Genomic DNA, 24,717 nt, shown 5'->3' on the forward strand with positions numbered 1-24,717 from the left:
GCCCGCGAAGAGGCCCGCCCAGTCACTATTTATCTAAAGGCTTACGCAACAAATAGGTATCCATAATCCACCCATTCGCCAGCCGTGCCGCCTTGCGTACCCGCTCAATTTCATTCGCCACATCCCTGAGCTTGCCGCTGATCAGGATTTCATCCGGCGTGCCCAGGTAGGCGCCCCAGTAAATCTCTGTCTCCTGATCGGCCACCTGCTGGTAGGAATCTTCGGCGTCGAGCATCACCACCAGACTGTCGGCGTCACTCACCTGCCCCGCTGCCAACCGCCGGCCCGTGGTGATTTCTATCGAGCGGCCGATGCGGTTCAGCGGCACCTTGTGTTGTGCTGCCAAGGCCTGGACGCTGGTGATGCCGGGGATCACTTCGAATTCGAACACAACACGGCCCGAAGCCAGGATCGCCTGCAAGATGCGCACGGTGCTGTCGTACAGCGCCGGGTCGCCCCACACCAGGAATCCGCCGCACTGGCCGTCGGACATTTCCTCGTTGATCAAGCGTTCGAAGGTGCGCTGCTTGGCCAGGTTCAGCTCATCGACACTGGCCTTGTAGTCCACATCGCCACGTTCCCGTTCCGGGCTGTGGGCTTCGACGAACCGGTAAGGGTGATCGGTGATGTAGCGCTCGCAGATCTCGCGGCGCAGGTCGATCAACTTGTCTTTGCTCTGGCCCTTGTCCATGAGGAAAAACACGTCCGCCTGATTCAGCGCCTTCACCGCCTGCATCGTGATGTAGTCCGGGTTACCGGCACCGATACCGATGACCAACAACGTTTTCATCAAAAGCCTCCGTCAACATCAGTGCTCATCAAGCGTAACCGCCAGCGTCCGGTGAACCGCAGTTCGATGGCCGACAACGGTTCGACGTCGATCAGGTTGAACGCCGTGCTTTGCAGGACATGGGTCAGTACGGCGCGAACCACATAGGGATGGGTAATGGCGATGATGTCGCCGGGCGTTGTCTCCAGCGTCGCCAGCCAGGCGGCCGCGCGCTCACCGAGCTGCACCACGGACTCGCCGCCGTGGGGCGCGGAGTGCGGGTCGTCGAGCCAGGTCTGGAGCGCCTCGGGCTCGGTTTTTTGCAGCTCACTGATTCGCTGACCTTGCCAGCGACCAAAATCGCAATCCCTCAACGCTTCGACAATGTGTGCATCACTGCCGAACAGTTCGGCGGTTTCGCGTGTGCGAGCTTCGGGACCACACAGCAGGCGCGGCGCGACCTTGGAAGATCCACGGCGCGAACACTTCGCCGATTGCCAGACCATTTCCACCGACTCATCCGCAGGAAAACGCGCCAGTTTTTGTGCGACGGTTCGGGCGTGGCAAATCAGGGTCAAACGGGTCGCCTGCACGGGCATCACTCTTTTATTGGAAACGCGAAACGGCAACATGCCGCAAACAATTGCCTGATTGTGCCGCAAGACAGAGCTTTGGGGTAAAGCGATCAGTCAAAGGTGCCCGAACCTGTGGCGAGGGAGCTTGCTCGCGTCCGGTTGCACAGCAACCGCCGTCGGAGGCCGCTGCGCAGCCCAGCGGGAGCAAACTCCTCGCCACAAAAGCAGCCTTGCCGCCCGTTATTCCCAGCCTGTCGCGAACAACTTACCCATGGAAAACGGCGATTTCCGACACCGCCATGGACAATGTCCTACACCCTCAATCGACATCCACGTAGGCCTTATGACACGGGCGTTTCGCCCCATTTCAGCGCCTGGCACGCACGCTCAAAAATTCACTAGACATGTAGCGTGCGTTACATAAATACTGTTTTAGCGAAATGTGAAGCAAAACCGACACACCCATCCAGCAGGAGCCCGGATGCCCCCCCTTAGAGACCTGATCACCGATCCCGGCCTGGACCTCACGCCGTCGGAACGTAAAGTCATCCGCGCCTTGCTGGACCAGTACCCGCGTAACGGACTGGGCCCGATGTCGCGTTTGGCCGAGCATGCCGGTGTCAGCGATCCGACCATTGTGCGGCTGGTGAAAAAACTCGGCTTCGGCGGTTACGCCGAATTCCAGGACGCCCTGCTCAGTGACATGGACCACCGCCTGCGTTCCCCCAGTGCCCTGTTGCAACCCCGCGCCCACCTGCAAAAAGACGATCCGTGGAGTCATTACCTGGCTGAAACCCATCGCTCGCTGGTGGAAACCCAGGCCCTGACCCAACCCGAAGACATACGGATCCTGGTGGAATGGCTGCTCGACGTACGCCATCAAGTGCACTGCTTCGGCGGACGCTTCAGCAGTTTCCTCGCCAACTATTTGCTCAACCATTTGCGCTTGCTCCGCCCCGGCTGCTTTGCCCTGGAGGACAACGCCCAACTGCCGGACCGCTTGTTCGACGTGCAGCGCCAGGACGTGGTGCTGGTGTTCGATTATCGGCGTTACCAGTGCCAGGCCCGACGCGTGGCCAGTGCGGCGAAAAACCGCTATGCGCGGGTGGTGCTGTTCACCGACATCTATGCTTCGCCGCTGCGGGAAATGGCCGACTTGATCATCAGTGCGCCGGTGGAATCGGTGTCGGCATTCGACAGCATGGTCCCGGCACTGGCGCAGATTGAAGCACTGATCGCCTGCCTGACCCTGCGCAGCCCCGATCTGGCCGATCGCCTGGAAGGCATCGACAACCTGCGCTCCGACTTCGACACCCACCTGCTGGAGGAAAAATAAGGATGTTTACGCTCCCCCACCGCTCGCCCCGCGACCTGCCGTTTGTCACCGACCACACCGCGCTGTTGCTGGTCGACATGCAACGGGCCTGGCTCGAACCGCAGTTCGACCCGCACCTCAACGGGCCGGACGCCGAGTATTTCCTGACCCGCACCCACATGCAGGTGGTGCCTAACCAGCGGCGGTTGCTCAGCGCCTTTCGCAGCGCCCGGCAGAACGTGCTGCACACCCTGATCGAAAGCCTCACCGCCGATGGCCGTGACCGCTCCCTGGACCACAAACTCTCGGACATGCACCTGCCCAAGGGCAGCCCGCAGGCGCGGATCATCGACGACCTGACACCGACGGAAAACGAAGTCGTGCTGCCCAAGACCTCCTCCGGGGTCTTCAACTCCACCAACATCGACTATGTGCTGCGCAACCTTGGCACGCGGCATCTGATCATCGCCGGCATCGTCACCGACCAGTGCGTGGACATGGCCGTGCGCGACGCCGCCGACCGTGGCTATCTGGTGACGATGGTGGAAGACGCCTGCGCCACCTACACCCCGGAACGCCATCAGGCCTGCCTCAACGCGATCAAGGGTTACTGCTGGATTACCGATACCCAGACGGTGCTCGCCCGCTTGCAGGAGATGCAGCCATGAGCGCACGCCTGTTGCCGGTGCCGATGACCACGATCGTGACCACCGACCTGATCGGCGTGACCCGTGGCCGTTCCTTTCCGACGGATGAGCTGGAGCATTATCAGGCTGCCGGTTGTGGCTGGGTGCCGGCCAACAGCGCGCTGACGCCGCAAGACGTGATTGCCTCGACCAATCCGTGGGGCGCCTACGGTGACTTACGCTTGATTCCCGAGCTGAGCAGCCGGGTCACGGTCAACAACGGCCCGGACGCCAACGCCCCGGCGCTGGATTTCATCCACGGTGACATCCGCGAAACCGATGGCCGTCCCTGGAGCGCTTGCCCGCGCACATTGCTGCGCAACGAAGTGGAACGCTATCGGGCCGAGTTGGGTGTGCAGGTCAACGCGGCGTTCGAACATGAATTCAATCTGGATTGCGGGGCCGCCGAACACCTGGCGTTCACCCTTGAAGCCCAGCGCCAGGGTGCCGAGTTTGGCGGCTGGCTGCTCAGTGCCTTGCGTGCCGGTGGCGTCGAGCCGGAGATGTTTCTGCCGGAGTACGGCAAGCACCAATACGAAATCACCTGCCGTCCGGCCCTGGGTGTCGCGGCGGCGGATCGTGCGGTCAACGTGCGCGAGATCACCCGGGAAATCGCCCGGCAAATGGGCCTGGGCCTGGGCCTGAGCTTCGCACCAAAGACCGCCGAGCACGCGGTGTGCAACGGCGTGCATCTGCACGTCAGCCTGCAAGACCTAGCCGGGCAACCGCTGTTGTACGACGCCGGCACCACCAATGGCCTGTCGACCCTCGGCCAGCACTGGGCCGCCGGCGTGCTGCATTATTTGCCGGCCCTGTGCGCCTTTACCGCGCCGACGCCGGTGTCCTACGAGCGTTTGCAGCCCCATCACTGGAGCGCCTCCTACGCCTGCCTCGGCCAGCGCAACCGCGAAGCGGCGCTGCGGATTTGCCCGACGGTGAGCCTGGGCGGCAAATCCGTGGCGGCGCAATACAACCTCGAATTCCGCGCCATGGACGCCACTGCCTCACCGCATTTGGCCATGGCCGCACTGCTGATTGCCGGGCGCCTGGGCATCGAGCAACGCCTGGCCCTGAACGCCATCACCGATGAAATCCCCGATGCCTTGAACGAAGAACAACGCCAGGCCCGGGGCATCGTCGCCCTGCCCGCTTCGCTGGCCCAGGCCCTGGACTGCCTGCGCAACAGCGCGGCGCTGATCGAAGCTTTGCCCCAGGCCTTGCTCGACACCTATTTCGCCCTGAAAACCGAGGAATTGACGCTGACGGAACAGCTCTCGCCCGCCGACCTTTGTGAGCACTATTCCCGTCTGTACTGAATCCGTTGAAGCGGGGCTCTACACCGAGCCCCCGTACACCCTGAGCCGGGAAGCCAGCGAGCACCCGTTGATTCTGGTGTGCGAACACGCCAGCCGTTTTATCCCGTCGGCGTTGAATGACCTGGGCTTGAGCCATGAGGCCGCCCGCGAACACATTGCCTGGGACATCGGCGCCCTGGCCCTGGCCAAGCGCTTGTCCGACACCCTCGGCGTGACCTTGCTGGCGGCCAATTATTCGCGGCTGTTGATCGACCTCAACCGCCCACGCCATGCCCCGGACAGCATTCCGGGGCAGAGCGAGATCTATCAGGTGCCGGGCAACCAGCAACTGGATGAAGCGGCCCGGGACTATCGTCGGCAGGCGCTGTTCTCGCCGTTTCACACCCGGCTGCAAAGCCTGATCGACGAGCGCCTGGCGCAAGGGCGAGCGGTGCGTGTGGTGGGGATTCACAGTTTCACCCCGGTTTATTACGGTCAGCCCCGAGTGCTGGAGGCCGGCGTACTGTTCGGCGAAGCCCGGCAATACGCCCAACGGATTATTGACGGATTGAGCCGGCATCCGCTTAAAGTGGCCGGCAATCAGCCGTACAAGATCGACCCGCAGGGGGACATGACCGTGCCGGTGCACGGCGATGCCCGCGGGCTGGAATCGGTGCTGATCGAGGTGCGCAACGACCTGCTGCGGACCCCCGAGGCGATTGATCGTTGGGCCGGCTACCTCGGCCCGCTGCTGTAGGAACACGCTGAACGCTGTGTGGTACCGGTATAAAAACTAAAAAAATGCCTGAATGACTGACAAGGAGAAACGCTTCATGGAAATAGAAGAATTCGGCTACAAGCAGGAGTTGAAACGCAGCCTGACGCTGACGGATCTGGTGGTGTACGGGATGATTTTCATGATCCCCATCGCTCCGTTCGGCGTGTATGGCTACGTCAACGCCGAAGCGCCGGGCATGGTCCCCCTGGCGTACATCATCGGCATGGTGGCGATGCTGTTCACCGCCCTCAGCTACGGCAGCATGGCCCGGGCGTTTCCGATTGCCGGCTCGGTATATTCCTACGCCCAACGGGGCCTGAATCAACACGTCGGGTTTATCGCCGGTTGGTTGATGCTGCTTGATTACCTGCTGATTCCGCCGCTGCTGTACGTCTACGCGGCGATGGCGCTGAATCACCTGTACCCGGACATCCCGAAAGTCGGTTTCATCCTGGCGTTCCTGGTCAGCGCGACCTTCGTCAACCTGCGCGGCATCACCTTTACCGCGCGGATGAACATCGTCTTTCTGTTGGCGCAACTGGTGGTGCTGGGGATTTTCCTGTTCTACGCCTGGAATGCCCTGCACAGCGGCGGCGGTCACGGTGAGCTGACCCTGGCGCCGCTGTACAACCCCGAAACCTTCAACTTCGCCCTGCTGATGCAAGCAGTGTCAATTGCGGTGCTGTCGTTCCTGGGCTTCGACGCGATTTCCACCCTCGCCGAAGAGATCAAGGGCGACCCCGGCCGCAGCGTCGGCAAGGCGGCGCTGATCACGTTGGTGGTGATGGGCGTGATCTTCGTCGTGCAGACCTGGATTGCGACTGACCTGGCCGCCGGCATGGGCTTCAAGTCCGCCGATACCGCGTTTTATGAAATCGCTGAAATCGCGGCTGGCAGCTGGCTCGCGACCCTCACCGGCGTGGCCACGGCCCTGGCCTGGGGCGTGGCGGTGGCGATTACCTCGCAAGCGGCGGTATCGCGGCTGCTGTTCGGCATGGCGCGGGACGGCAAACTGCCGAAAGTGCTGGCCAAGGTCCACCCGAAACACAACACGCCCTACATCAGTATTTACCTGGTGGCGGTGCTGTCGCTGGTGATCTGCTACCTGTTCATCAACTCGGTGGACACCCTGACCTCCCTGGTCAACTTCGGCGCCTTGAGCGGGTTCATGCTGCTGCACCTGACCGTGATCAATTACTACTGGCGCCGGCAGAAATCCGGCCAGGTGATCCGTCACCTGCTGTGCCCGGTGATCGGCTTCATCATCGTCGCGGCCATCATGTACAACATGGGCGTCGATGCACAGAAACTCGGCCTGATCTGGATTGCCCTGGGTCTGGTCTATCTGTTCTTTCTAAACAAGCTGGGCGCCAGCACGACGCTGCCCGACCCGAGCAACGTCTGACAAGAAAAAGGGCGGCGTCTGACAACAGATCAGGCGACCGCCGATTTAACGCGTGGACACCGACAGTGATAGTCAGGTTCGACGGCACCACCGCCGAACCCTTTGATACAGGAGTACATCCATGCTGGTCTTTCGCCCAGTCGAGTTAACCGACCTGCCCCAGTTGCAACAACTGGCTCGTGACAGCCTGGTGGGCGTCACGTCCCTGCCGGATGACAGCGAGCGCCTGCGCGAGAAAATTCTCGACTCCTGCACCTCGTTCAACAAAGACGTTGAAGGCAATGGCCCGGAAAACTACTTTTTTGTCCTCGAGGACCTGGTCAACCAGCGTCTGGCAGGCTGCTCGGAAATCCTCGCCACCGCCGGCTTCAACGAGCCGTTCTACAGCTTGCGCAACCGCCACTTCACCAGCGTCTCCCGGGAGCTGAATATCGAGCATGGCGTGCCGGCGCTGTCGTTGTGTCACGACCTCAGCGGCCACACCTTGCTGCGCGGCTTTCACATCGATGCCGATCGGGTGTGCACGCCGTTTTCCGAACTGCTGTCACGGGCGCGGCTGTTGTTTATCGCAGCGCATGCCGGGCGCTTCGCCGACGCGGTGATCACCGAAATCGTCGGCTACAGCGATGAGCAAGGTCAGTCGCCGTTCTGGGATGCCCTGGGCAAACACTTTTTCGATTTGCCTTATGCCGAGGCAGAACGACTGTGTGGCCTGGAGAGCCGGACCTTTCTCGCCGAACTGATGCCGCAATACCCGATCTACGTGCCGATGCTGCCCCAGTCGGCCCAGGCGTGTATCGGCCGCATCCACCCCGACGGCCAGGAAGCGTTCGACATCCTGGAACGCGAAGGCTTCGAAACCAACAGCTACATCGACCTGTTCGACGGCGGCCCGACGCTGTACGCACGTACGCCGGGTATTCGCTCCATCGCCAATAGCCACGTGGCTACCGCGCAGCCAGTCGAGGTCATCGACGCCCGTGGCAGCTATTTGGTCAGTAACGATTCGCTCAAGAATTACCGGGCCATCGTTGCCGAACTGGATTACACCGCCGGACAACCGGTGGGCCTGAGCGCCGAGATGTGCGCGACCCTGAACGTGACCGACGGCAGCCCGATCCGGCTGATCGCCCTGTGAGCATCACCCGGCCCCGTGCCCAACGACAGCGCCCGAGCACGCGCGCAATAGGAGCTGCATCATGATTGTTCGTCCGGTTCAAGTCACCGACCTGCCCGCCCTGATGGCGCTGGTGCAACAGGCAGGCCCCGGGTTTACCACCCTGCCAGCCAGCGAGGAACGCCTGGGCCACCGTGTGCGCTGGGCGCAACGGACCTTCGCCGAACAGGTCGAGCGCGCCGACGCCGATTACCTGTTCGTGCTCGAAGACGACGATCAGCGCGTGGTCGGGGTCAGTGCCCTGACCGGTGCCGTCGGCATGCGCGAGCCCTGGTACAACTACCGGGTCGGGTTGACCGTCAGTTCATCGCCGGACCTGGGCATCCAGAAACAGATCCCGACCTTGTTCCTGAACAACGAAATGACCGGCCAATCGGAACTCTGTTCGCTGTTCCTGCATCCCGATCAACGCCAGGGCAACAACGGGCGGTTGTTGTCCCTGGGGCGGCTTTTGTTCGTGGCCGAGTTCCAGCAGTTGTTCGGCGACAAACTGATTGCCGAACTGCGCGGCACTGCCGATGAACAAGGCCGCTCGCCGTTTTGGGACAGCCTCGGCCGGCACTTTTTCAAAACCGATTTCCGCCACGCCGATCACTTGTCGGGGCTGGGCAACAAATCGTTCATCGCCGAACTGATGCCGCGCCAACCCCTGTACACCTGCCTGCTCACCGAGCAGGCCCAGGCCGTGATCGGCAAGGCGCACCCGAACACCGAGCCGGCGCTGAAAATCCTCAATGCCGAAGGCTTTGCCCACCGGGACTACATCGACATTTTCGATGGCGGGCCGGTGATCGAAGCCCAGGTCGCGAAAATACGTACGGTGCGCGACAGTCAGCCGCTGGTGCTGGGCATCGGCACCCCGGACGAACAGGCGCCAGTGTGGCTGATCCACAACCGGCGCATGGAAAACTGCCGCATCACCGCCGCCAAGGCGCGGCTGGTGGGCAACAGCCTGATCGTCGACCGCCTCACCGCCAAACGCCTGCAACTGCAACCGGGGAACTCGGTGCGGGCGGTGCGGTTGCTGGATCAGGCACAGCAGGCGGTGGCGGCTTGAGCGGATCTTGAGACCTCCCCACACCCTGTGGCGAGGGGGCTCGCCCCCGTTGGGCTGCGTAGCGGCCCCAAAACCTGACACCTCGTACTTCAGTCATATCGCATTCACCGCTTGGCGACTGCTTCGCAGCCGAACGGGGGCAAGCCCCCTCGCCACAAGCAAGTTCCCTCGCCACAGGTTATTCATTTATTTCTTGATTGACTGCATCAGCCCACTGCCATTGGCTGCGGTATCGTTTCACCCGCCTGTAAATTCGTCATCATCCTTACCCCGCCCGCGTGATAGCCTTTTGTTCCTTCGGCGTTGACACTTTTGCTCAAGCCCTTCCATTCCAATGCAGTGGTGGAACTATATGTCCAGGCTTTCCCATCAAGATTTACGCCGTAACTTTCGCCAATTGCTGGCTTCCGACACGTGCTATCACACCGCTTCCGTCTTTGACCCGATGTCGGCGCGGATCGCGGCGGACCTGGGTTTTGAAGTCGGGATTCTCGGTGGCTCCGTCGCCTCGTTGCAGGTATTGGGCGCCCCGGATTTCGCCTTGATCACCCTCAGCGAATTCGCCGAGCAGGCCACCCGTATTGGCCGTGTGGCCCAGCTGCCGGTCATCGCCGACGCCGACCACGGCTACGGCAACGCGCTGAACGTGATGCGCACCATCGTCGAACTGGAACGCGCCGGCATCGCCGCGCTGACCATCGAAGACACCCTGCTGCCGGCGCAATTCGGCCGTAAATCCACGGATTTGATCGGGGTTGCCGAAGGCGTCGGCAAGATTCGCGCGGCACTGGAAGCCCGGGTCGACAAGGAAATGGCGATCATCGCCCGCACCAATGCGGGGATCCTGCCGATCCAGGAAATCATCAGCCGCACCCAGCAATACCAGAACGCCGGGGCCGACGGCATCTGCATGGTCGGCGTGCAGGACTTCGACCAACTGGAAAAAATCGCCGAACACCTGAGCGTGCCGCTGATGCTCGTCACCTACGGCAACCCGGCCCTGCGCGACGACAAACGCCTGGCGGAACTGGGTGTGCGCGTCACCATCGACGGCCACGGCGCGTACTTTGCCGCGATCAAGGCGACCTACGACAGCCTGCGCGAACAACGGCAGATCTTTACCCAGGCCTCTGACTTGAGCGCGACCGAACTGACGCATACCTATACGCAGCCCGAGGACTACATTCGTTGGGCGGAAGAGTTTATGCGCGTTAAGGAGTGACCGTGTGAGCAGGCAGGATGCTATCGCGAGCCAGCTCGCGATAGCGCCAGCCGCAACTGCGCTAAACCGTGGCCTTATACCCCTCCTCCCGCTGCAACGCCCGCTTCTGGATCACATTCAGCACAGCGCAGCCTTTACGTGTCAGCAAATGCACCGCCCGGGTAATGCGGCTCAGGTCGCAATCGGTTCGCGGCCAAGGTCGTTCGCGGTGTTTTTCCGCGAGCCGAAACTATAGAGGTCGATGCCAAAACGCGGCAATAGGGTACGTTGTAGGAAACGTCTTGGTAAGTTGTGCGCCGCTGAATGATCGTTCCCACGCTCTGCGTGGGAATGCAGCCCGGGACGCTCTGCGTCCCATCCAAAGCCGAACGCGGAGCGTCCGTTGAGGCATTCCCACGCGGAGCGTGGGAACGATCAGTGGCGGCGTTGCTTACCGCTTGGCCAATTCCATAATCATCCGCGACAACAGGTAAATCCGCGGCGCCACGCTTTCCACTTCCGCGTATTCCTCCGGCGTATGGATGTTGCCGCCGACTATCCCGAACCCATCCAGCGTCGGCGTGCCGACACCGGCCGACAGACTCGCATCCGCCGCCCCGCCGCTGCCTTCTTCGGTCAACTTGCGGCCAATTTCGCCGTAAATGCCTTGGGCCATGGCCATCAGGCGATCCGATTCCGGTGTCTGCGGCATCGGCGGCAGGCCCCGTTGCAGAGTGGTGGTGACTTGGGTGTCCGGGATCAGTTTGTCCTGAGAGACCCGCGCCAGATCCTTCTCGATCCGGTCGAACTCTTCCGGCACCGCCGCGCGCACGTCGGCCTTGGCGGTGGCCTGGTCCGGGATCACGTTGGTGCGGTCGCCGGCCTTGAGCACGGTGAAGTTGATGGTGGTTTTTTTCGCGTCGTCGCCGAGTTTGCCCAGTTGCAGAATCTGGTGCGCCGCTTCCATCGCGGCGTTACGCCCCAACTCCGGCGCGACCCCAGCGTGGGCGGCTTTACCCTTCACCTCGACCACGGCGGTGGCGCTGCCTTTGCGCCACACCACCAGGCCATCGGCCGGGCGACCCGGTTCGAGGTTGAGGGTCACGTCGTGGGCCTTGGCGGTTTTCTTGATCAGGTCGGTGGCGACGTCCGAACCGGTTTCTTCGCTGGCATCGAGCAGGAAGGTGATCTGCGCATAGTCCTTGAAGTCGAGGTTTTTCAGGACTTTCAACGCATAGATCCCGGCAACGATGCCGCCCTTGTCGTCCATCACGCCCGGCCCGTAGGCGCGGCCGTCCTTGATGTGGAAGGGGCGCTCGGCAGCCGAGCCTTCCTTGAACACGGTGTCCATGTGCGCCATCAGCAGGATTTTCGCCTTGCCGGTGCCTTTGAGGGTGGCGATCACGTGGCTGCTGTTGTCCGGGGTGTTCGGCACCAGTTCGATGCTGAAGCCGAGTTTTTTCAGCTCATCGACGGCGATATCACGCACTTGGGTCAGGCCGGGTTCGTAGCCGGAACCGGTGTCGATATTGACCAGTTTTTCCAGCAGCTTCAGGGCTTCGGCCTTGTATTGCTCGGCGTCGGCGAGCACTTGTTTATGCGGTTCGGCGAGGACGGCGGGGGCAAAAGCGCCGAGGGCGAAGGTCAAGGCGAGGCTGGTGGCCAACGGGGAGCGAGGGAGTTTGAACGTCATGAATCGATCCTTGTTTCTTGTCGGGGGTAGTCGAACCCTACCGGACAACGGCGCAAGGCTCTATACCGGATGCGACACCTGCGAAACGGTTCACACCGAATCCAGCAACTCATGCCGAGGCTTGCCATCCCCGCAGCAGATCACCCGATTACGTCCGGTAGTCTTTGCCTCATACAGCGCCTGATCCGCATCGTTGAGCCACAACGTGGCATCGGTGTGCGCCGGGTTGAACGCAGCCAGACCGATGCTCAGGCTGACTTTCAGCGCCGGACTTTGCTCATAGCCGAGGGTGGCGAAGCGATCGCGCAAAGCGTCCATCGCGGCGGCCGCGCTGTTCAGGGGCAGGTCCGGGAGGATCACGCAGAACTCGTCCCCGCCGTAGCGCCCGGCGACGTCCGCCGCACGCAGGTTCTGCTTGAGCATTTTGCTCAGCTGGCGCAAGACGATGTCCCCGGCGACGTGGCCGTAGGTGTCGTTGATGGTTTTAAAGTGGTCGATGTCGATCAGCGCAATTGCCCCACCCTGGTTCTGTCGCCGGCAGCGCTGGAATTCGACTTCCAGTTGATCCTTCCAGGCGCCGTGGTTCAGCAGGCCGGTGAGGCTGTCGGTGCGGCTCAGGGCGAGTAACTCGCGTTTTTGCCGGCCGAGGGTAATGGCCTGGCGAAAGCAGATCCAGCCCAGCGCCAGCGGGTACAGGCACAACAACGGCAAGCAGGCGTACAGCTGCAACGGACTGGTTTGCGGGATAAACAACGGGGTGAAAAGCACGAGTCCGACGCCGACCCCGAGGATCTGCGCCACGGTCCCGGCCAACAGAAAACGCATGCCACCGATGGCGACGTTGTTCATCGCCATCATCGAGATGGTGGTAGCGCTGGGCAATGGATTGAACTGCATGGCCACGACCCAGAAGCCGCCGAGGAAGGCGTCCACCAGCAGGTTGCGGTGTTCGGCGTGGTAAGGGAGTGTGGCGCGGCGCGCCCATTGGTAAGCCAGGTGCGGCCAGACAATGCCGTTGAACAGCATCAGCCCCCAGACCCAGGGCGCGGGGTCGAGCGGGTACATCGCCGCACTCACGCACAACAAGCCCAAGGCCAAACCCAGGGTTCGCGACGTGTAGAGCCTCCTGGCCAGTGAAAGTCCCTTTCCTCCCGTTTTTGCCATAGAGGCCTCTACCACTGAACGGAATCTGATCACACCGGGGGTTGCGGGTGTGAACGGAGTCTATCAGGGCAACGGCGAATAGCCATCACCGGCTGGCGGTGAATACCCTGCTATCTGTAGGAGCGAGGCTTGCCCGCGAAGAACGATAACGCGGTGTATCAGGCGTACCGTGTCATCGTTCTTCGCGAGCAAGCTTTGCTCCTACAGGCGAATGCGGATGACGCGGTGTATCAGATGCACCGCGTTATCGTTCTTCGCGGGCAAGCCTCGCTCCTACAAAACGAAAGCATCGACCTACAGATTGGCTATACATGAAGGAAGGGTTTACTAAACAACGACAAAGAGGAGGCCCATGCCAACCTTTCAGGTATTGATCATCGGCAGCGGATTTGGCGGGCAGTGTGCGGCGATCAATTTGCTCAAGGCGGGAATCAGCGATTTTCGCTTGCTGGAACGGCGGGACTTTTTCGGCGGCACCTGGTGCCAGAACACCTACCCCGGCGCGGCCGTCGACGTGCCCTCGCCCTTGTATTCGCTGTCCTTCGCGCCTTATCAGTGGACGCAAATGTTCGCCGAACAGGCCGAATTGCATCGCTACACCCAGTACGTGGTGGAGCGTTTCGGCTTGCGCGAAAAAGTCGAGCTTGAGGCCAACGTCGAAGGCATCGAATGGGATGACGCCGGTAAACGCTGGGCGGTCCGCACCGGCAGCAAAGGCACGTTCTACGCGCAGTTCCTGATCAACGCCACCGGGCCGCTGAGCCAACCCGTGGTCCCACACTTCGAAGGCATGGAACGCTTCCAGGGCAAGACCTTTCACACCAACCATTGGGATCATTCCTACGATTACACGGGTAAACGCGTGGCTATTGTTGGCAGCGGCGCGAGTGCGGCCCAGGTCATTCCGGCGATTGCGCCGGACGTCGAACACCTGCACGTCTTCCAACGCACCGCCCACTGGGTGCTACCCCGCGCCGATCGCACCTTCGGCCGCTTCCAGCGCTGGCTGCTGGGGCTGAAACCGGCCTACAAACTGCTGCGCTGGACGATCTACTGGTTATTCGAAACCCGGGTGATCGCGTTCAAATACTCCAAACCGGCGATTCATCTGGTTCAGCGACAAGCCCTGCGTTTCCTCAAACGCCAGGTGCCCGACCCCGAGTTGCGGCGCAAATTGACCCCGGATTTCACCATCGGCTGCAAGCGGGTGCTGGTCTCCAGCACCTTGTACCCGGCGCTCGGACGGCCCAACGTCACGTTGCACACCCGCGAACAAGGCATCGCCTCCCTCGACGAAACCGGGATCAACACCCTGGACGGCCAGCACATCGACGTCGACCTGATCGTCTGGTCCACCGGCTACGACGCCACCGACGGGGTGATTTCCTACCCGGTCACCGGCAAGAACGGCAAGCGCCTGAAAGACGTCTGGGCGCGATATCCACGGGCGTATCTGGGCACCAGCCTGCCGGACTTCCCCAATCTGTTTATCGTCACCGGCCCCAACACCGGAATCGGTCACACCTCGGCGCTGTTCATCATCGAATCCCAGATGAATTACATCCTCGGCTGCATTCGCGCACTAAAAGAACAGGGCCTGCGCAGCATTGAAGTACGCCCCGAGGCGGAACGTACCTACACTGAAATGATCCACCGGGAAATGGAACGCACAGTGTGGAAGTCCGGTGGCTGCCACAGTTGGTATCAAAGCAAGAGCGGTCATGTGATCGCCATGTTTCCGGGGTTCAGTTTCAGCTATTACCGTTTGACCAAGGCCCTGAAACCCGCCGATCACATACTGTCCTGATCACGTAAAAAGGAAGACGCCTGATGCTTTTGTTGGTTGTCGCAATCGCGGTGTTCGTGGCCTGGAGCTGGTTGAGCTACCCGGCCATCGGCCATTGGCTGTATGACCTGAGCATGGCCCTGGAGGCCAAGCTGTATCGGCTGCACAAGATCGTGGTACCGATCAGCGAAATGACCGTCTCGACCTGGCAAGGCGGGCCGTATGAAGCCTCCAGCGCGGTGTTGATGCTGCACGGCTACAGCGCCGACAAGAACCTTTGGCTGCGCTTTGCCCGGCACTTTGTCGGCGACTACCGGGTGATCATCCCCGACCTCGCCGGCCATGGCGAAACCGGCTTCAAGGCCGGTGGCGGCTACGACATCGGGATTCAGGCCAAGCGCATGATCCAGCTGCTGGATGTGTGCGGCGTCGAGAAAGTGCATGTGATCGGCAACTCCATGGGCGGCTACATCGCGGCCTGGCTGGCGGCCACTTACCCCGAGCGGATTGCCTCGGTGGCGCTGATCGACCCGGCTGGCGTCACCGCTCCCGAAATCAGTGACCTGGAACGCCACCTGGCCAAGGGGCACAACCCGTTCCTGATCAATTCCAAGGAAGAATTCCAGTACTTCTACGCCATGACCATGGCCAACCCGCCGTGGGTCCCGGGTGTGGTGCTGGACGCCGTCGCCCAGCGCTACGAACAAAGCCGCGACGAACTGGCGGAAATCTTCCAGGACTTGCGCGCCAGCCCGCCGATGGAGCCAAAACTCCCCGACATCAAATGCCCGGCGCTGCTGCTCTGGGGGCGCAAGGACCGGTTGATCGACGTCAGCAGCGTCGCGGTGTGGAGCAAAGGCATTGATAACTTGCGGGTGGACATCTGGGAAGGGATTGGCCACATGCCGATGGTCGAGCAACCGATGAGGACGGCGCGGTTGTATCGGGAGTTTCTGGGACCGCAGCGATGAATATTTCTGTGGTGATAAAACCTAATGAAGTGAGCACCGCTTTTGTGGCGAGGGAGCTTGCTCCCGCTGGGCTGCGCAGCAGTCCTCAAACCAGGCACCGCAGTCCTTCAATCAGTATGCCTGTGCCGGGTTGCGACTGCTGCGCAGCCCAGCGGGAGCAAGCTCCCTCGCCACAGGGACCTGTGAAATGAATATTCTGTACGACGAACCCATCGACGGCGCGTTGCCCGATGTCGACAAAGCCGCCCTGCTCAACCGCCTGCACCAGCAAATCCCCGACCTGGACGTGCTCTGGCGCGAGGAAGAACTCAAGCCCTACGAATGCGACGGGCTCTCCGCCTATCGCACCACGCCGATGCTGGTGGCCTTGCCCCGGCGTCTGGAGCACGTGCAAAAACTCCTCGAAATCTGTCACGCCCAACAAGTGCCGGTAGTCGCTCGCGGCGCAGGCACCGGATTGTCTGGCGGCGCCTTGCCCCTGGAAAAAGGCGTGCTGCTGGTGATGGCGCGGTTCAACCAAATTCTGCACATCGACCCTGAAGCCCGCACCGCGCGGGTCCAGCCCGGGGTGCGCAACCTGGCGATTTCCCAGGCTGCGGCGCCGTTCGGCCTGTATTACGCGCCGGACCCTTCCTCGCAAATCGCCTGCTCCATCGGCGGCAACGTCGCGGAAAATGCCGGCGGCGTGCATTGCCTCAAATACGGCCTGACCGTGCACAACCTGCTGAAACTGGAAGTGCTCACCGTTGAAGGCGAACGCCTGACCCTGGGCTCGGACGCGCTGGATGCGCCGGGCTTTGACCTGTTGGCGCTGTTCACCGGTTCCGAAGGCTTGCTGGGGATCATCACCGAAGTCACGGTCAAGTTGCTGCCCAAACCCCAGGTCGCCAAGGTCTTGCTGGCCAGTTTCGATTCGGTGGAAAAGGCCGGTCGCGCCGTGGCCGATATCATCGGCGCCGGGATTATCCCCGGTGGCCTGGAAATGATGGACAACCTGGCGATTCGCGCCGCCGAGGATTTTATCCACGCCGGCTACCCGGTGGACGCCGAGGCAATCCTGCTCTGCGAGCTGGACGGCGTCGAAGCCGATGTCCACGACGATTGCCAGCGCGTGCGCGAGGTCATGCAACAGGCCGGCGCCAGCGAAGTGCGCCAAGCTAAAGATGAAGCCGAACGCGTACGCTTCTGGGCCGGACGCAAAAATGCCTTCCCGGCCATTGGCCGCCTGTCGCCGGACTACTACTGCATGGACGGCACCATCCCCCGCCGCGAATTGCCTGGCGTGCTCGAAGCCATCGCCCGCCTCGGCGCCGAACATGGCTTGCGCGTGGCCAACGTGTTCCATGCTGGCGACGGCAATATGCACCCGTTGATTCTGTTCGACGCCAATCAGCCCGGCGAACTGGCCCGGGCCGAAGCCTTGGGCGGGCAGATTCTGGAATTGTGCGTGAAGGTCGGCGGCAGCATCACCGGCGAACACGGCGTGGGTCGGGAGAAAATCAATCAGATGTGCGCGCAGTTCAACAGCGACGAATTGACCCTGTTTCACGCGGTAAAAGCCGCGTTCGACCCGCAAGGCCTGCTCAACCCCGGCAAGAACATCCCAACCCTGCACCGCTGCGCGGAATTCGGTGCGATGCACATTCACGCCGGGCAACTGCCGTTTCCTGAGCTGGAGCGTTTCTGATGGCGGATTTCGATGCCAGCGAGGCGCTGCTCGAACAGGTCAACCAGGCCCGGGCGAACGCCACGCCGCTGCGGATTCAGGGCAGCAACAGCAAGGCGTTTCTCGGCCGCGAGGTGGCCGGGGAAGTGCTCGACACCCGTGTCCATCGCGGCATTGTCAGCTATGACCCGACGGAACTGGTGGTCAGTGTTCGCGCGGGCACTCCATTGACCGAACTGCTGGCGGCGCTCGACGCCAAGGGGCAAATGCTGCCCTGCGAGCCTCCGTCATTCGGTGAAGGCGCCACCGTCGGCGGAATGATCGCGGCAGGATTGTCCGGGCCACGGCGGCCATGGTCGGGTTCGGTGCGCGACTTTGTCCTCGGCACCCGCGTCATCACCGGCCTCGGCAAACACCTGCGCTTTGGCGGCGAAGTGATGAAAAATGTCGCCGGCTATGACCTGTCGCGCCTACTGGTGGGCAGTTACGGTTGCCTCGGCGTGCTGACCGAAGTCTCACTCAAAGTGCTGCCCAAACCCCGGCAATGCCTGAGCATCAGCCTGGAACTCGACAGTGCTCGGGCATTGAGCAAGCTCGCCGAATGGGGCCAACAACCTTTGCCGATCAGCGCGGCGAGCCATGATGGTCAGCGCCTGTTTCTGCGGCTGGAGGGTGGCGAAGGCTCGGTGACGGCGGCGCATCAACGGCTGGGCGGTGAGCCGTTGGATTCGGTGCATTGGACTGAACTGAACGAGCAACGACTGGGTTTTTTCGATGAAGGCCTGCCGTTGTGGCGGCTGTCTTTGCCCAACAACCTCGGCCCGTTGTCGCTGCCCGGCGAGCAACTGATCGACTGGGCCGGCGCGCAACGCTGGCTAAAATCCGAGGCCGGCAACATCCAGTCACTGGCCCATGAACTGGGCGGCCATGCTACCTGTTTCAGTCACGGCGCCAGCGACACGCCCTTCCAGCCACTGGCCCCGGCGCTGTTGCGCTACCACCGGCAACTCAAGGCGCAACTGGACCCGCAAGGGCTGTTCAATCCTGGCCGGATGTACGCGGAGTTCTAGCATGCAAACCACCCTCAGCGAGCAGTCGCGCAAGCTGCCACGGGCCGCCGAAGCGGAAAAGATCCTGCGCACGTGCGTGCATTGCGGGTTCTGCAACGCCACCTGCCCGACCTATCAATTGCTGGGCGATGAACTGGACGGCCCGCGCGGGCGCATCTACCTGATCAAGCAAGTGCTCGAAGGCGCCCCCGCCACGGCGAAAACCCAATTGCACCTGGACCGTTGCCTGTCGTGCCGCAACTGCGAAACCACCTGCCCGTCCGGCGTGGATTATCACAACCTCTTCGACATTGGCCGGGCCGTGGTCGATAAAGCGGTGCCGCGCCCCGTGGGTCAGCGGTTGCTGCGCGAAGGGTTGCGGGCACTGGCGCCGAACCCGAACCTGTTCAAGTCATTGCTAAAGATCGGCGCGACGTTTCGGCCGTTATTGCCTCGGGGTTTTGCAGCCAAGTTGCCCCACGACCTGCCCGCCACCGGCGAGCGCCCTGCCCCGCGGCATGCCCGGCGGATGTTGATGCTCGAAGGCTGCGTGCAACCCGGTCTGTCGCCCAACACCAATGCCGCGGCGGCGCGGGTGCTCGATCGGTTGGGGATCAGCGTGATCCCGGCGCCGGAGGCCGGTTGTTGCGGTGCGCTGGACTATCACCTCGACGCCCAGGCCAAAGGGCTGGGCCGCGCCCGGCACAACATCGACACCTGGTGGCCGCACATCGAAAACGGCGCCGAAGCGATTGTGCAGACGGCAAGTGGTTGCGGTGCGTTCATCAAGGATTATGGCCATCTGCTGGAACGTGATCCGGCGTATGCCGCCAAGGCTTTGCGGGTCAGTGCGCTGGCACTGGATCTGGTGCAAGTGCTGGCTGATGAACCCTTGGAACGGGTCTGCGCCGCGACGGATCAGCGAATTGCCTTCCATTGCCCCTGCACCTTGCAGCACGCGCAGAAACTCGGCGGCGCGGTCGAGGCCGTGCTGAGCCGTTTGGGCTTCAACCTCACCGCCGTGCCGGACAGTCATTTATGTTGCGGCTCGGCCGGGACTTATTCCCTGACCCAACCGGAACTGGCCCGGCAACTGCGGGACAACAAGCTCAATGCCCTGGAAAGTGGCCATCCGGCACTGATTGTCACCGCTAACGTCGGCTGCCAAAGCCACCTCGCCAGCGCAAGACGCACGCCGGTCCGGCACTGGATCGAATTGGTGGACCAGTCGCTGGGAGAATGAAGTTCGTAGGAATCTTCGTTTGTCGGCGTGGCAGAAGGCTGCGATCTTTTCCCGCATCCTCTCTGTTACCGCGCCAGGAATTTTTTTCATGAACCACCCCAGCTTCGTCAGCCCCGACCTGATCCGCCAGCGCTTCTCCAAAGCGATGTCCGACATGTACCGCGAAGAAGTGCCGCTGTACGGCGCGCTGATGGAATTGGTGGAGCAAACCAACCGCCAGGTGCTCGATAGCGATCCGCAGATCGCCCGGCAGCTCGAAAGCACTGGCGAAATTCAGCGCCTGGACCTGGAACGCCACGGCGCCATCCGCGTCGGCACCGCCGCTGAACTGGCCACCCTCGCCCGGTTGTTCGCCGTGATGGGCATGCAACCGGTGGGCTATTACGATTTGACCCCGGCCGGGGTGCCGGTGCATTCCACGGCGTTCCGCGCGGTGCATGAAGCGGCGCTGCAGGTCAGCCCGTTCCGGGTGTTTACCTCATTGCTGCGCCTGGAGCTGATCGAAAACCTGGAACTGCGCGCCTTTGCCCAATCGGTGCTGGATAAACGCCAGATCTTCACCGCGAAGGCGTTGGCGCTGATCGAACAGGCCGAAACCCACGGCGGGCTCACCGAGAAGCAATCCTGGGATTTCGTCGAACAAACTCTGGAAACCTTCCGCTGGCACCACAGCGCCACCGTCACCGCCGCGCAATACCAGCAACTCAGCGCCCAGCATCGACTGATCGCCGACGTGGTGGCGTTCAAAGGCCCACACATCAATCACCTGACCCCGCGCACCCTGGACATCGACATCGTCCAGGCGCAAATGCCCGCCCACGGCATCACCCCCAAAGCCGTGATCGAAGGCCCGCCACGCCGGCAGTGCCCGATCCTGCTGCGCCAGACCAGCTTCAAAGCGCTGGACGAGCCGATTGCCTTTACCGATCAGGACCAGACACGTGGCAGCCACAGCGCGCGTTTTGGCGAAATCGAACAACGTGGCGCGGCGCTCACGCCTAAAGGCCGGGCGCTTTACGATCGTCTGCTTAACGCCGCGCGTGATGAGCTGAAGGACTTCCCGAATGAAGCCAACGCCGCCCGCTACAACGAATTGATGACTCAACACTTTGGCGAATTCCCTGACACGCTGGAGGGCATGCGCCGACAGGAACTGGCGTACTTTCGCTACTTCGTGACGGAAAAGGGGTTGGCGGCGGATGGGCTGGACGGTGTCTCGCTGGACGAGTTGCTCAGCGCCGGGTATGTGCGGGTTGAACCCATGGTGTATGAGGACTTTTTGCCGGTGAGTGCGGCGGGGATTTTCCAGTCGAACCTGGGGGAAGCCGCGCAGACCCGCTATGACGTGCAGTCAAATCAGAAGGCGTTTGAACACGCGCTGGGGCGGTCGACCATTGATGAGTTGGGGTTGTATGCGCAAACGCAGCGGCGCTCGATTGAGGCGTGTTACGCCGCGCTCAAGCGCTGAGAAACCTGTAGGAGCACGGCTTGCCGGCGATGGCGTCTTCAAAATCGCCATCGCGAGCAAGCTTTGCTCCTACCTTTGCAACGCTGCCAACAGGGCTTTGGCCGTCGCTTGCGAAGACGCCGGATTCTGCCCGCTCAACAACAACCCATCGGTGGTGATGTAGCTCGCCCAATCAGCGCCCTTCGAATAAATCCCGCCTTTGGCCTTCAACTCATCCTCGACCAAAAACGGCACCACATCGGTCAACTGCACGGCCTCTTCTTCTGTGTTGCTGAACCCGGTCACCCGCTTGCCTTTAACCAACGGCTGACCGTCCGCATCCTTCACATGGCGCAACACACCCGGTGCATGGCAGACCGTCGCGACCGGTTTACCAGCCTTGTAGATCGCCTCGATCAGTGCGATGGAATCCTTGTCCTCTGCCAAGTCCCACAGCGGGCCATGGCCGCCCGGATAGAACACGGCATCGAAATCCTCAGCCTTCACGCTGCTCAACACCACGGTAGATGCCAGCGCGGATTGCGCAGCCGAATCCTTGCGAAAACGATCGGTGGCGGCGGTTTGCGCGTCCGGCTCGTCGCTTTTCGGGTCCAGCGGTGGCTGGCCGCCCTTGGGCGAGGCCAGGGTCAACTGAGCGCCGGCGTCCTTGAACGTGTAATACGGCGCGGCGAATTCTTCCAGCCAGAAGCCGGTTTTCTTACCGGTGTTGCCCAACTGATCGTGGGACGTTAGAACCATCAGGATATTCATATCGTTCTCACTTGAGTGCAGGAATAGTCGGACGCTCATTGGCGTTTGGGTACTGAGTCATTGACCACCCGGTTGGGCGGTTCGTTTCACCGAGTGGCCGGATCATACGGAAGCTTTTCAAATTTAGATATTGATATATCGCAATATCGTGATACTCCTATAAAGGCGTTCACAGCGCACCCTGCTCAGCCTCGGCTGACGGCGTACGAACGCACTCATTCCGCTTTACAGGACTTATCGATGACCGGTTCCACCCTCTTCACGCCCATCCGCCTCGGCCCGTTCACCCTGCAAAACCGCGTGGTGCTGCCGCCACTGACCCGTTCGCGCAGCACTCAGCCGGGCAACATTCCCAACGCCCTGATGGCCGAGTATTACCGTCAGCGCAGCAGCGCCGGTTTGCTGATCACCGAGGGTATTCAGATTGAACCGCGCGGCCAGGGTTACGCCTGGACACCGGGGATTCACAGCCAGGCACAGATCGACGGCTGGAAACAGGTCACTGCAGCGGTGCACCTTGAAGGCAAGCCGATCTTTGCCCAGTTATGGCATGTCGGCCGGGTCTCACACACCTCACTGCAACCGGGTGGCGCCGCACCGATCGCACCTTCAGCCATCCCGGCGACGGCGGTCAGCGTGTTTATCGAAACCGGCCCGGGCACGGGTGCGTTGGCCGAACCATCGGTGCCGCAAGCGTTGAGCACCGAACAGGTCAAAGAACTCGTCCAGCTTTACGCTCAAGCGGCGCGCAATGCCGTGGAAGCCGGTTTCGATGGCGTCGAGTTGCACTGCGCCAATGGTTACCTGGTCAATCAGTTCATCTCTGAACACAGCAACCAGCGCACTGACGAATACGGCGGCTCGCTGAGCAATCGCCTGCGTTTCCTGCGGGAAATCACCGAAGCCGTGGCGGCGGTGGTGGGCAAGGATCGGGTCGGTGTGCGGTTTGCACCACTGTTCGCCAGCACTGATGAAGCACGGGTCTACCTCGGACTGGTAGAAGAGAACCCGCACGAAACTTACCTGGAAGCCGTCAGATTGATGGAACAGATCGGCATTGCCTACGTGTCCCTGGCCGAAGCCGATTGGGATAACGCCCCGGAACTGCCAATCACCTTCCGCCAAGCCGTCCGCGAGTCGTTCAGCGGGTTGCTGATGTACGCCGGCAAGTACTCGGGCGAACGCGCCGACAACGTGCTGAACGCCGATTGGGGGGATTTGATCGGCTTCGGCCGCTGGTTTATCGCCAACCCGGACCTGCCCGCGCGCCTGCTGAATCAATGGCCGCTCAATGAACTGGACGCCTCCAGCCTCTACGGTGGAACCGCCGTCGGGTACAGCGATTACCCGCGCTACCAGCCGAGCCTGTAAACTGCGCGGCCGATCGGTTCCTTGATACGCGGGACGATCTGCCGGCCTCAGGGTTTCGGCTTATTTCGACGCAGCACACAGGCTCCCAGGCTCGACCATGACCCTTGATCTGAACGACATCATCAAAGCCCTTTCCAACCCCACACGCTTGCAAATCATGCTGTGGCTGAAGGACCCGCGCGTGCACTTCCCGACCCAGGAACGCGACCCGGAGGCCTTCGGTGTGTGCGTCAGCATCATTCAGGAAAAGGTCGGTCTTTCGCAGTCCACGGTATCGCTGTACCTCACCGCCCTGCAACGAGCCAATCTGGTCACCTCGCAGCGGATCGGGCCGTGGACTTATTACCGGCGCAACGACACAACCATCGCTCAGTTTGTCGAGCAAATCGGTGTCAGCCTCTGAATGATGGCGCATGGCCTTGATGCGCAAGAAGTTGCGCACTTATTTTGCGAAAACGCCTTCCAATATCGCTAAGCGCCAACCCCGCCGTGGCCTGCAGCCGAGTGCGCAAGAAGTTGCGCAGTACTGCGCAACTTCTTGCGCACTTTATGAGGTGATTTCCCTCCAAACTCACCCAAGCGCTTGAAAAACCTCGATCATCCCCCCGGTTTATATAGCCCTCACCTTTTCTGGCACGGTCCTTGATAACAGTTAGGCACCCACCGGGCGATTTCGCCTCCGGGCACCTCTATTTATCAAGCAAGGAGAGCATCCCATGGCAACACCTGCCTACATGTCCGTCACTGGCGAAAAACAAGGCCTGATCACTGCTGGCGCATTCACCGCTGACTCCGTTGGCAACACCTACCAGGAAGGTCACGAAGACCAGGTCATGGTTCAGGCGTTCAGCCACGACGTGATCATCCCGCGTGACCCACAGTCCGGCCAACCAACCGGTCAGCGCGTGCACAAGCCAGTGGTGATCACCAAGGTCTACGACAAAGCTTCGCCACTGCTGCAAGCCGCACTGACTTCCGGCGAGCGCATGAGCGAAATCGTTATCCAGTGGTACCGCACTTCGGCCCAAGGGACCCAAGAGCACTACTACACCACCAAGCTGGAAGACGCGATCATCGTCGCCATCAACAACAAAATGCACAACTGCCAGGATCCGTCGAACTCCCACTTCACGCACCTGGAAGAAGTGCAGTTCACCTACCGTAAAATCACCTGGACCCACGAAGTATCCGGTACTTCGGGTTCCGATGACTGGCGTCAACCAGTCGCTTAATCGCGGCTGACCGCTTTACGCATCGGCCAGCTCTGCTGGTCGATGTTGTTTACGCCTTTCCAGAAT

At 61.5% G+C, this 24,717-nt stretch carries 22 protein-coding genes; 17 read left to right on the top strand and 5 right to left on the bottom strand.

From position 1 onward, the window contains the following. Positions 1–25: 25 nt before the first annotated feature. Complete coding sequence (gene cobF / locus ACZ89E_RS10365) at positions 26–790, bottom strand: precorrin-6A synthase (deacetylating) (RefSeq protein ID WP_476255564.1); 765 nt, start codon at positions 788–790, stop codon at positions 26–28. Next, positions 790–1,362: a histidine phosphatase family protein gene (locus ACZ89E_RS10370; protein ID WP_463260241.1), complete on the bottom strand. Its 573-nt coding sequence runs from the start codon at positions 1,360–1,362 to the stop codon at positions 790–792. Before ACZ89E_RS10370 ends, cobF begins: the two co-directional genes overlap by 1 nt. A gap of 463 nt (positions 1,363–1,825) precedes the next feature. On the opposite strand from ACZ89E_RS10370, the gene ACZ89E_RS10375 reads away from it, so the two are divergent. From ACZ89E_RS10375 to ACZ89E_RS10410, 8 genes are all read left to right on the top strand, one after another. Further along, positions 1,826–2,680, top strand: a complete 855-nt coding sequence (locus ACZ89E_RS10375) for a MurR/RpiR family transcriptional regulator (RefSeq protein WP_463260240.1) — start codon at positions 1,826–1,828, stop codon at positions 2,678–2,680. Positions 2,681–2,682: 2 nt separating this feature from the next. Further along, positions 2,683–3,327, top strand: coding sequence for a cysteine hydrolase family protein (locus ACZ89E_RS10380; protein ID WP_463260239.1), 645 nt, complete (start codon positions 2,683–2,685; stop codon positions 3,325–3,327). Next, the gene (locus ACZ89E_RS10385; RefSeq protein WP_476255565.1) at positions 3,324–4,661 is read left to right on the top strand and encodes a type I glutamate--ammonia ligase; all 1,338 of its coding nucleotides are present in this window, start codon (positions 3,324–3,326) and stop codon (positions 4,659–4,661) included. Before ACZ89E_RS10380 ends, ACZ89E_RS10385 begins: the two co-directional genes overlap by 4 nt. Further along, positions 4,645–5,397 carry an N-formylglutamate amidohydrolase gene (locus ACZ89E_RS10390; RefSeq protein WP_476257038.1) on the top strand — a complete coding sequence of 251 codons (753 nt, stop codon included), beginning with the start codon at positions 4,645–4,647 and terminating at the stop codon, positions 5,395–5,397. The genes ACZ89E_RS10385 and ACZ89E_RS10390 overlap by 17 nt, the downstream gene beginning before the upstream one ends. Positions 5,398–5,473: 76 nt before the next feature. Next, complete coding sequence (locus tag ACZ89E_RS10395) at positions 5,474–6,823, top strand: APC family permease (RefSeq protein WP_463260236.1); 1,350 nt, start codon at positions 5,474–5,476, stop codon at positions 6,821–6,823. Positions 6,824–6,944: 121 nt separating this feature from the next. After that, on the top strand, positions 6,945–7,961 hold the full coding sequence (locus ACZ89E_RS10400) for an arginine N-succinyltransferase (protein ID WP_476255566.1): 1,017 nt from the start codon (positions 6,945–6,947) through the stop codon (positions 7,959–7,961). A 61-nt stretch (positions 7,962–8,022) separates the two neighbouring features. Beyond that, complete coding sequence (gene astA / locus ACZ89E_RS10405) at positions 8,023–9,057, top strand: arginine N-succinyltransferase (protein WP_463260234.1); 1,035 nt, start codon at positions 8,023–8,025, stop codon at positions 9,055–9,057. Between the two features lie 352 nt (positions 9,058–9,409). Then, positions 9,410–10,279: an isocitrate lyase/PEP mutase family protein gene (locus ACZ89E_RS10410; protein WP_123513478.1), complete on the top strand. Its 870-nt coding sequence runs from the start codon at positions 9,410–9,412 to the stop codon at positions 10,277–10,279. A gap of 430 nt (positions 10,280–10,709) precedes the next feature. Here ACZ89E_RS10410 and ACZ89E_RS10415 read toward each other — a convergent pair whose 3' ends face one another. After that, positions 10,710–11,951 carry a M20/M25/M40 family metallo-hydrolase gene (locus ACZ89E_RS10415; RefSeq protein ID WP_476255567.1) on the bottom strand — a complete coding sequence of 414 codons (1,242 nt, stop codon included), beginning with the start codon at positions 11,949–11,951 and terminating at the stop codon, positions 10,710–10,712. 90 nt (positions 11,952–12,041) lie between these two features. Continuing rightward, positions 12,042–13,115 (bottom strand): diguanylate cyclase, encoded by a 1,074-nt coding sequence (locus ACZ89E_RS10420; RefSeq protein WP_476255568.1) that lies wholly within the window; start codon positions 13,113–13,115, stop codon positions 12,042–12,044. A gap of 352 nt (positions 13,116–13,467) precedes the next feature. Between ACZ89E_RS10420 and ACZ89E_RS10425 the strand changes: the two genes are divergently transcribed. The 6 genes from ACZ89E_RS10425 (at position 13,468) to hglS (ending at position 21,298) form a co-directional block, all read left to right on the top strand. Continuing rightward, the gene (locus tag ACZ89E_RS10425) at positions 13,468–14,922 is read left to right on the top strand and encodes a flavin-containing monooxygenase (RefSeq protein WP_476255569.1); all 1,455 of its coding nucleotides are present in this window, start codon (positions 13,468–13,470) and stop codon (positions 14,920–14,922) included. Between the two features lie 23 nt (positions 14,923–14,945). Further along, entirely contained in the window at positions 14,946–15,872 is a 927-nt protein-coding gene (locus ACZ89E_RS10430) for an alpha/beta fold hydrolase (RefSeq protein WP_476255570.1), read from the top strand. 187 nt (positions 15,873–16,059) lie between these two features. Next, on the top strand, positions 16,060–17,559 hold the full coding sequence (gene glcD, locus ACZ89E_RS10435; RefSeq protein ID WP_476255571.1) for a glycolate oxidase subunit GlcD: 1,500 nt from the start codon (positions 16,060–16,062) through the stop codon (positions 17,557–17,559). After that, positions 17,559–18,608, top strand: a complete 1,050-nt coding sequence (gene glcE, locus ACZ89E_RS10440) for a glycolate oxidase subunit GlcE (RefSeq protein ID WP_476255572.1) — start codon at positions 17,559–17,561, stop codon at positions 18,606–18,608. Before glcD ends, glcE begins: the two co-directional genes overlap by 1 nt. Position 18,609: 1 nt before the next feature. After that, positions 18,610–19,830 (top strand): glycolate oxidase subunit GlcF, encoded by a 1,221-nt coding sequence (gene glcF, locus ACZ89E_RS10445; RefSeq protein ID WP_476255573.1) that lies wholly within the window; start codon positions 18,610–18,612, stop codon positions 19,828–19,830. An 88-nt stretch (positions 19,831–19,918) separates the two neighbouring features. Beyond that, the gene (gene hglS / locus ACZ89E_RS10450) at positions 19,919–21,298 is read left to right on the top strand and encodes a 2-oxoadipate dioxygenase/decarboxylase HglS (protein ID WP_476255574.1); all 1,380 of its coding nucleotides are present in this window, start codon (positions 19,919–19,921) and stop codon (positions 21,296–21,298) included. 69 nt (positions 21,299–21,367) lie between these two features. On the opposite strand, the gene ACZ89E_RS10455 is transcribed toward hglS, so the two are convergent. Further along, entirely contained in the window at positions 21,368–22,048 is a 681-nt protein-coding gene (locus ACZ89E_RS10455; RefSeq protein WP_476255575.1) for a type 1 glutamine amidotransferase domain-containing protein, read from the bottom strand. Between the two features lie 240 nt (positions 22,049–22,288). On the opposite strand from ACZ89E_RS10455, the gene ACZ89E_RS10460 reads away from it, so the two are divergent. The 3 genes from ACZ89E_RS10460 to ACZ89E_RS10470 all read left to right on the top strand — a co-directional run bounded on the left by ACZ89E_RS10460 (position 22,289) and on the right by ACZ89E_RS10470 (position 24,651). Beyond that, positions 22,289–23,419, top strand: coding sequence for an alkene reductase (locus ACZ89E_RS10460; RefSeq protein WP_476255576.1), 1,131 nt, complete (start codon positions 22,289–22,291; stop codon positions 23,417–23,419). 97 nt (positions 23,420–23,516) lie between these two features. Then, the gene (locus ACZ89E_RS10465; RefSeq protein ID WP_149658647.1) at positions 23,517–23,822 is read left to right on the top strand and encodes an ArsR/SmtB family transcription factor; all 306 of its coding nucleotides are present in this window, start codon (positions 23,517–23,519) and stop codon (positions 23,820–23,822) included. A gap of 313 nt (positions 23,823–24,135) precedes the next feature. Then, positions 24,136–24,651, top strand: coding sequence for an Hcp family type VI secretion system effector (locus tag ACZ89E_RS10470; RefSeq protein WP_054051032.1), 516 nt, complete (start codon positions 24,136–24,138; stop codon positions 24,649–24,651). The last annotated feature ends 66 nt before the right edge of the window (positions 24,652–24,717 follow it).

The organism is Pseudomonas sp. TE3899 (assembly GCF_056279105.1).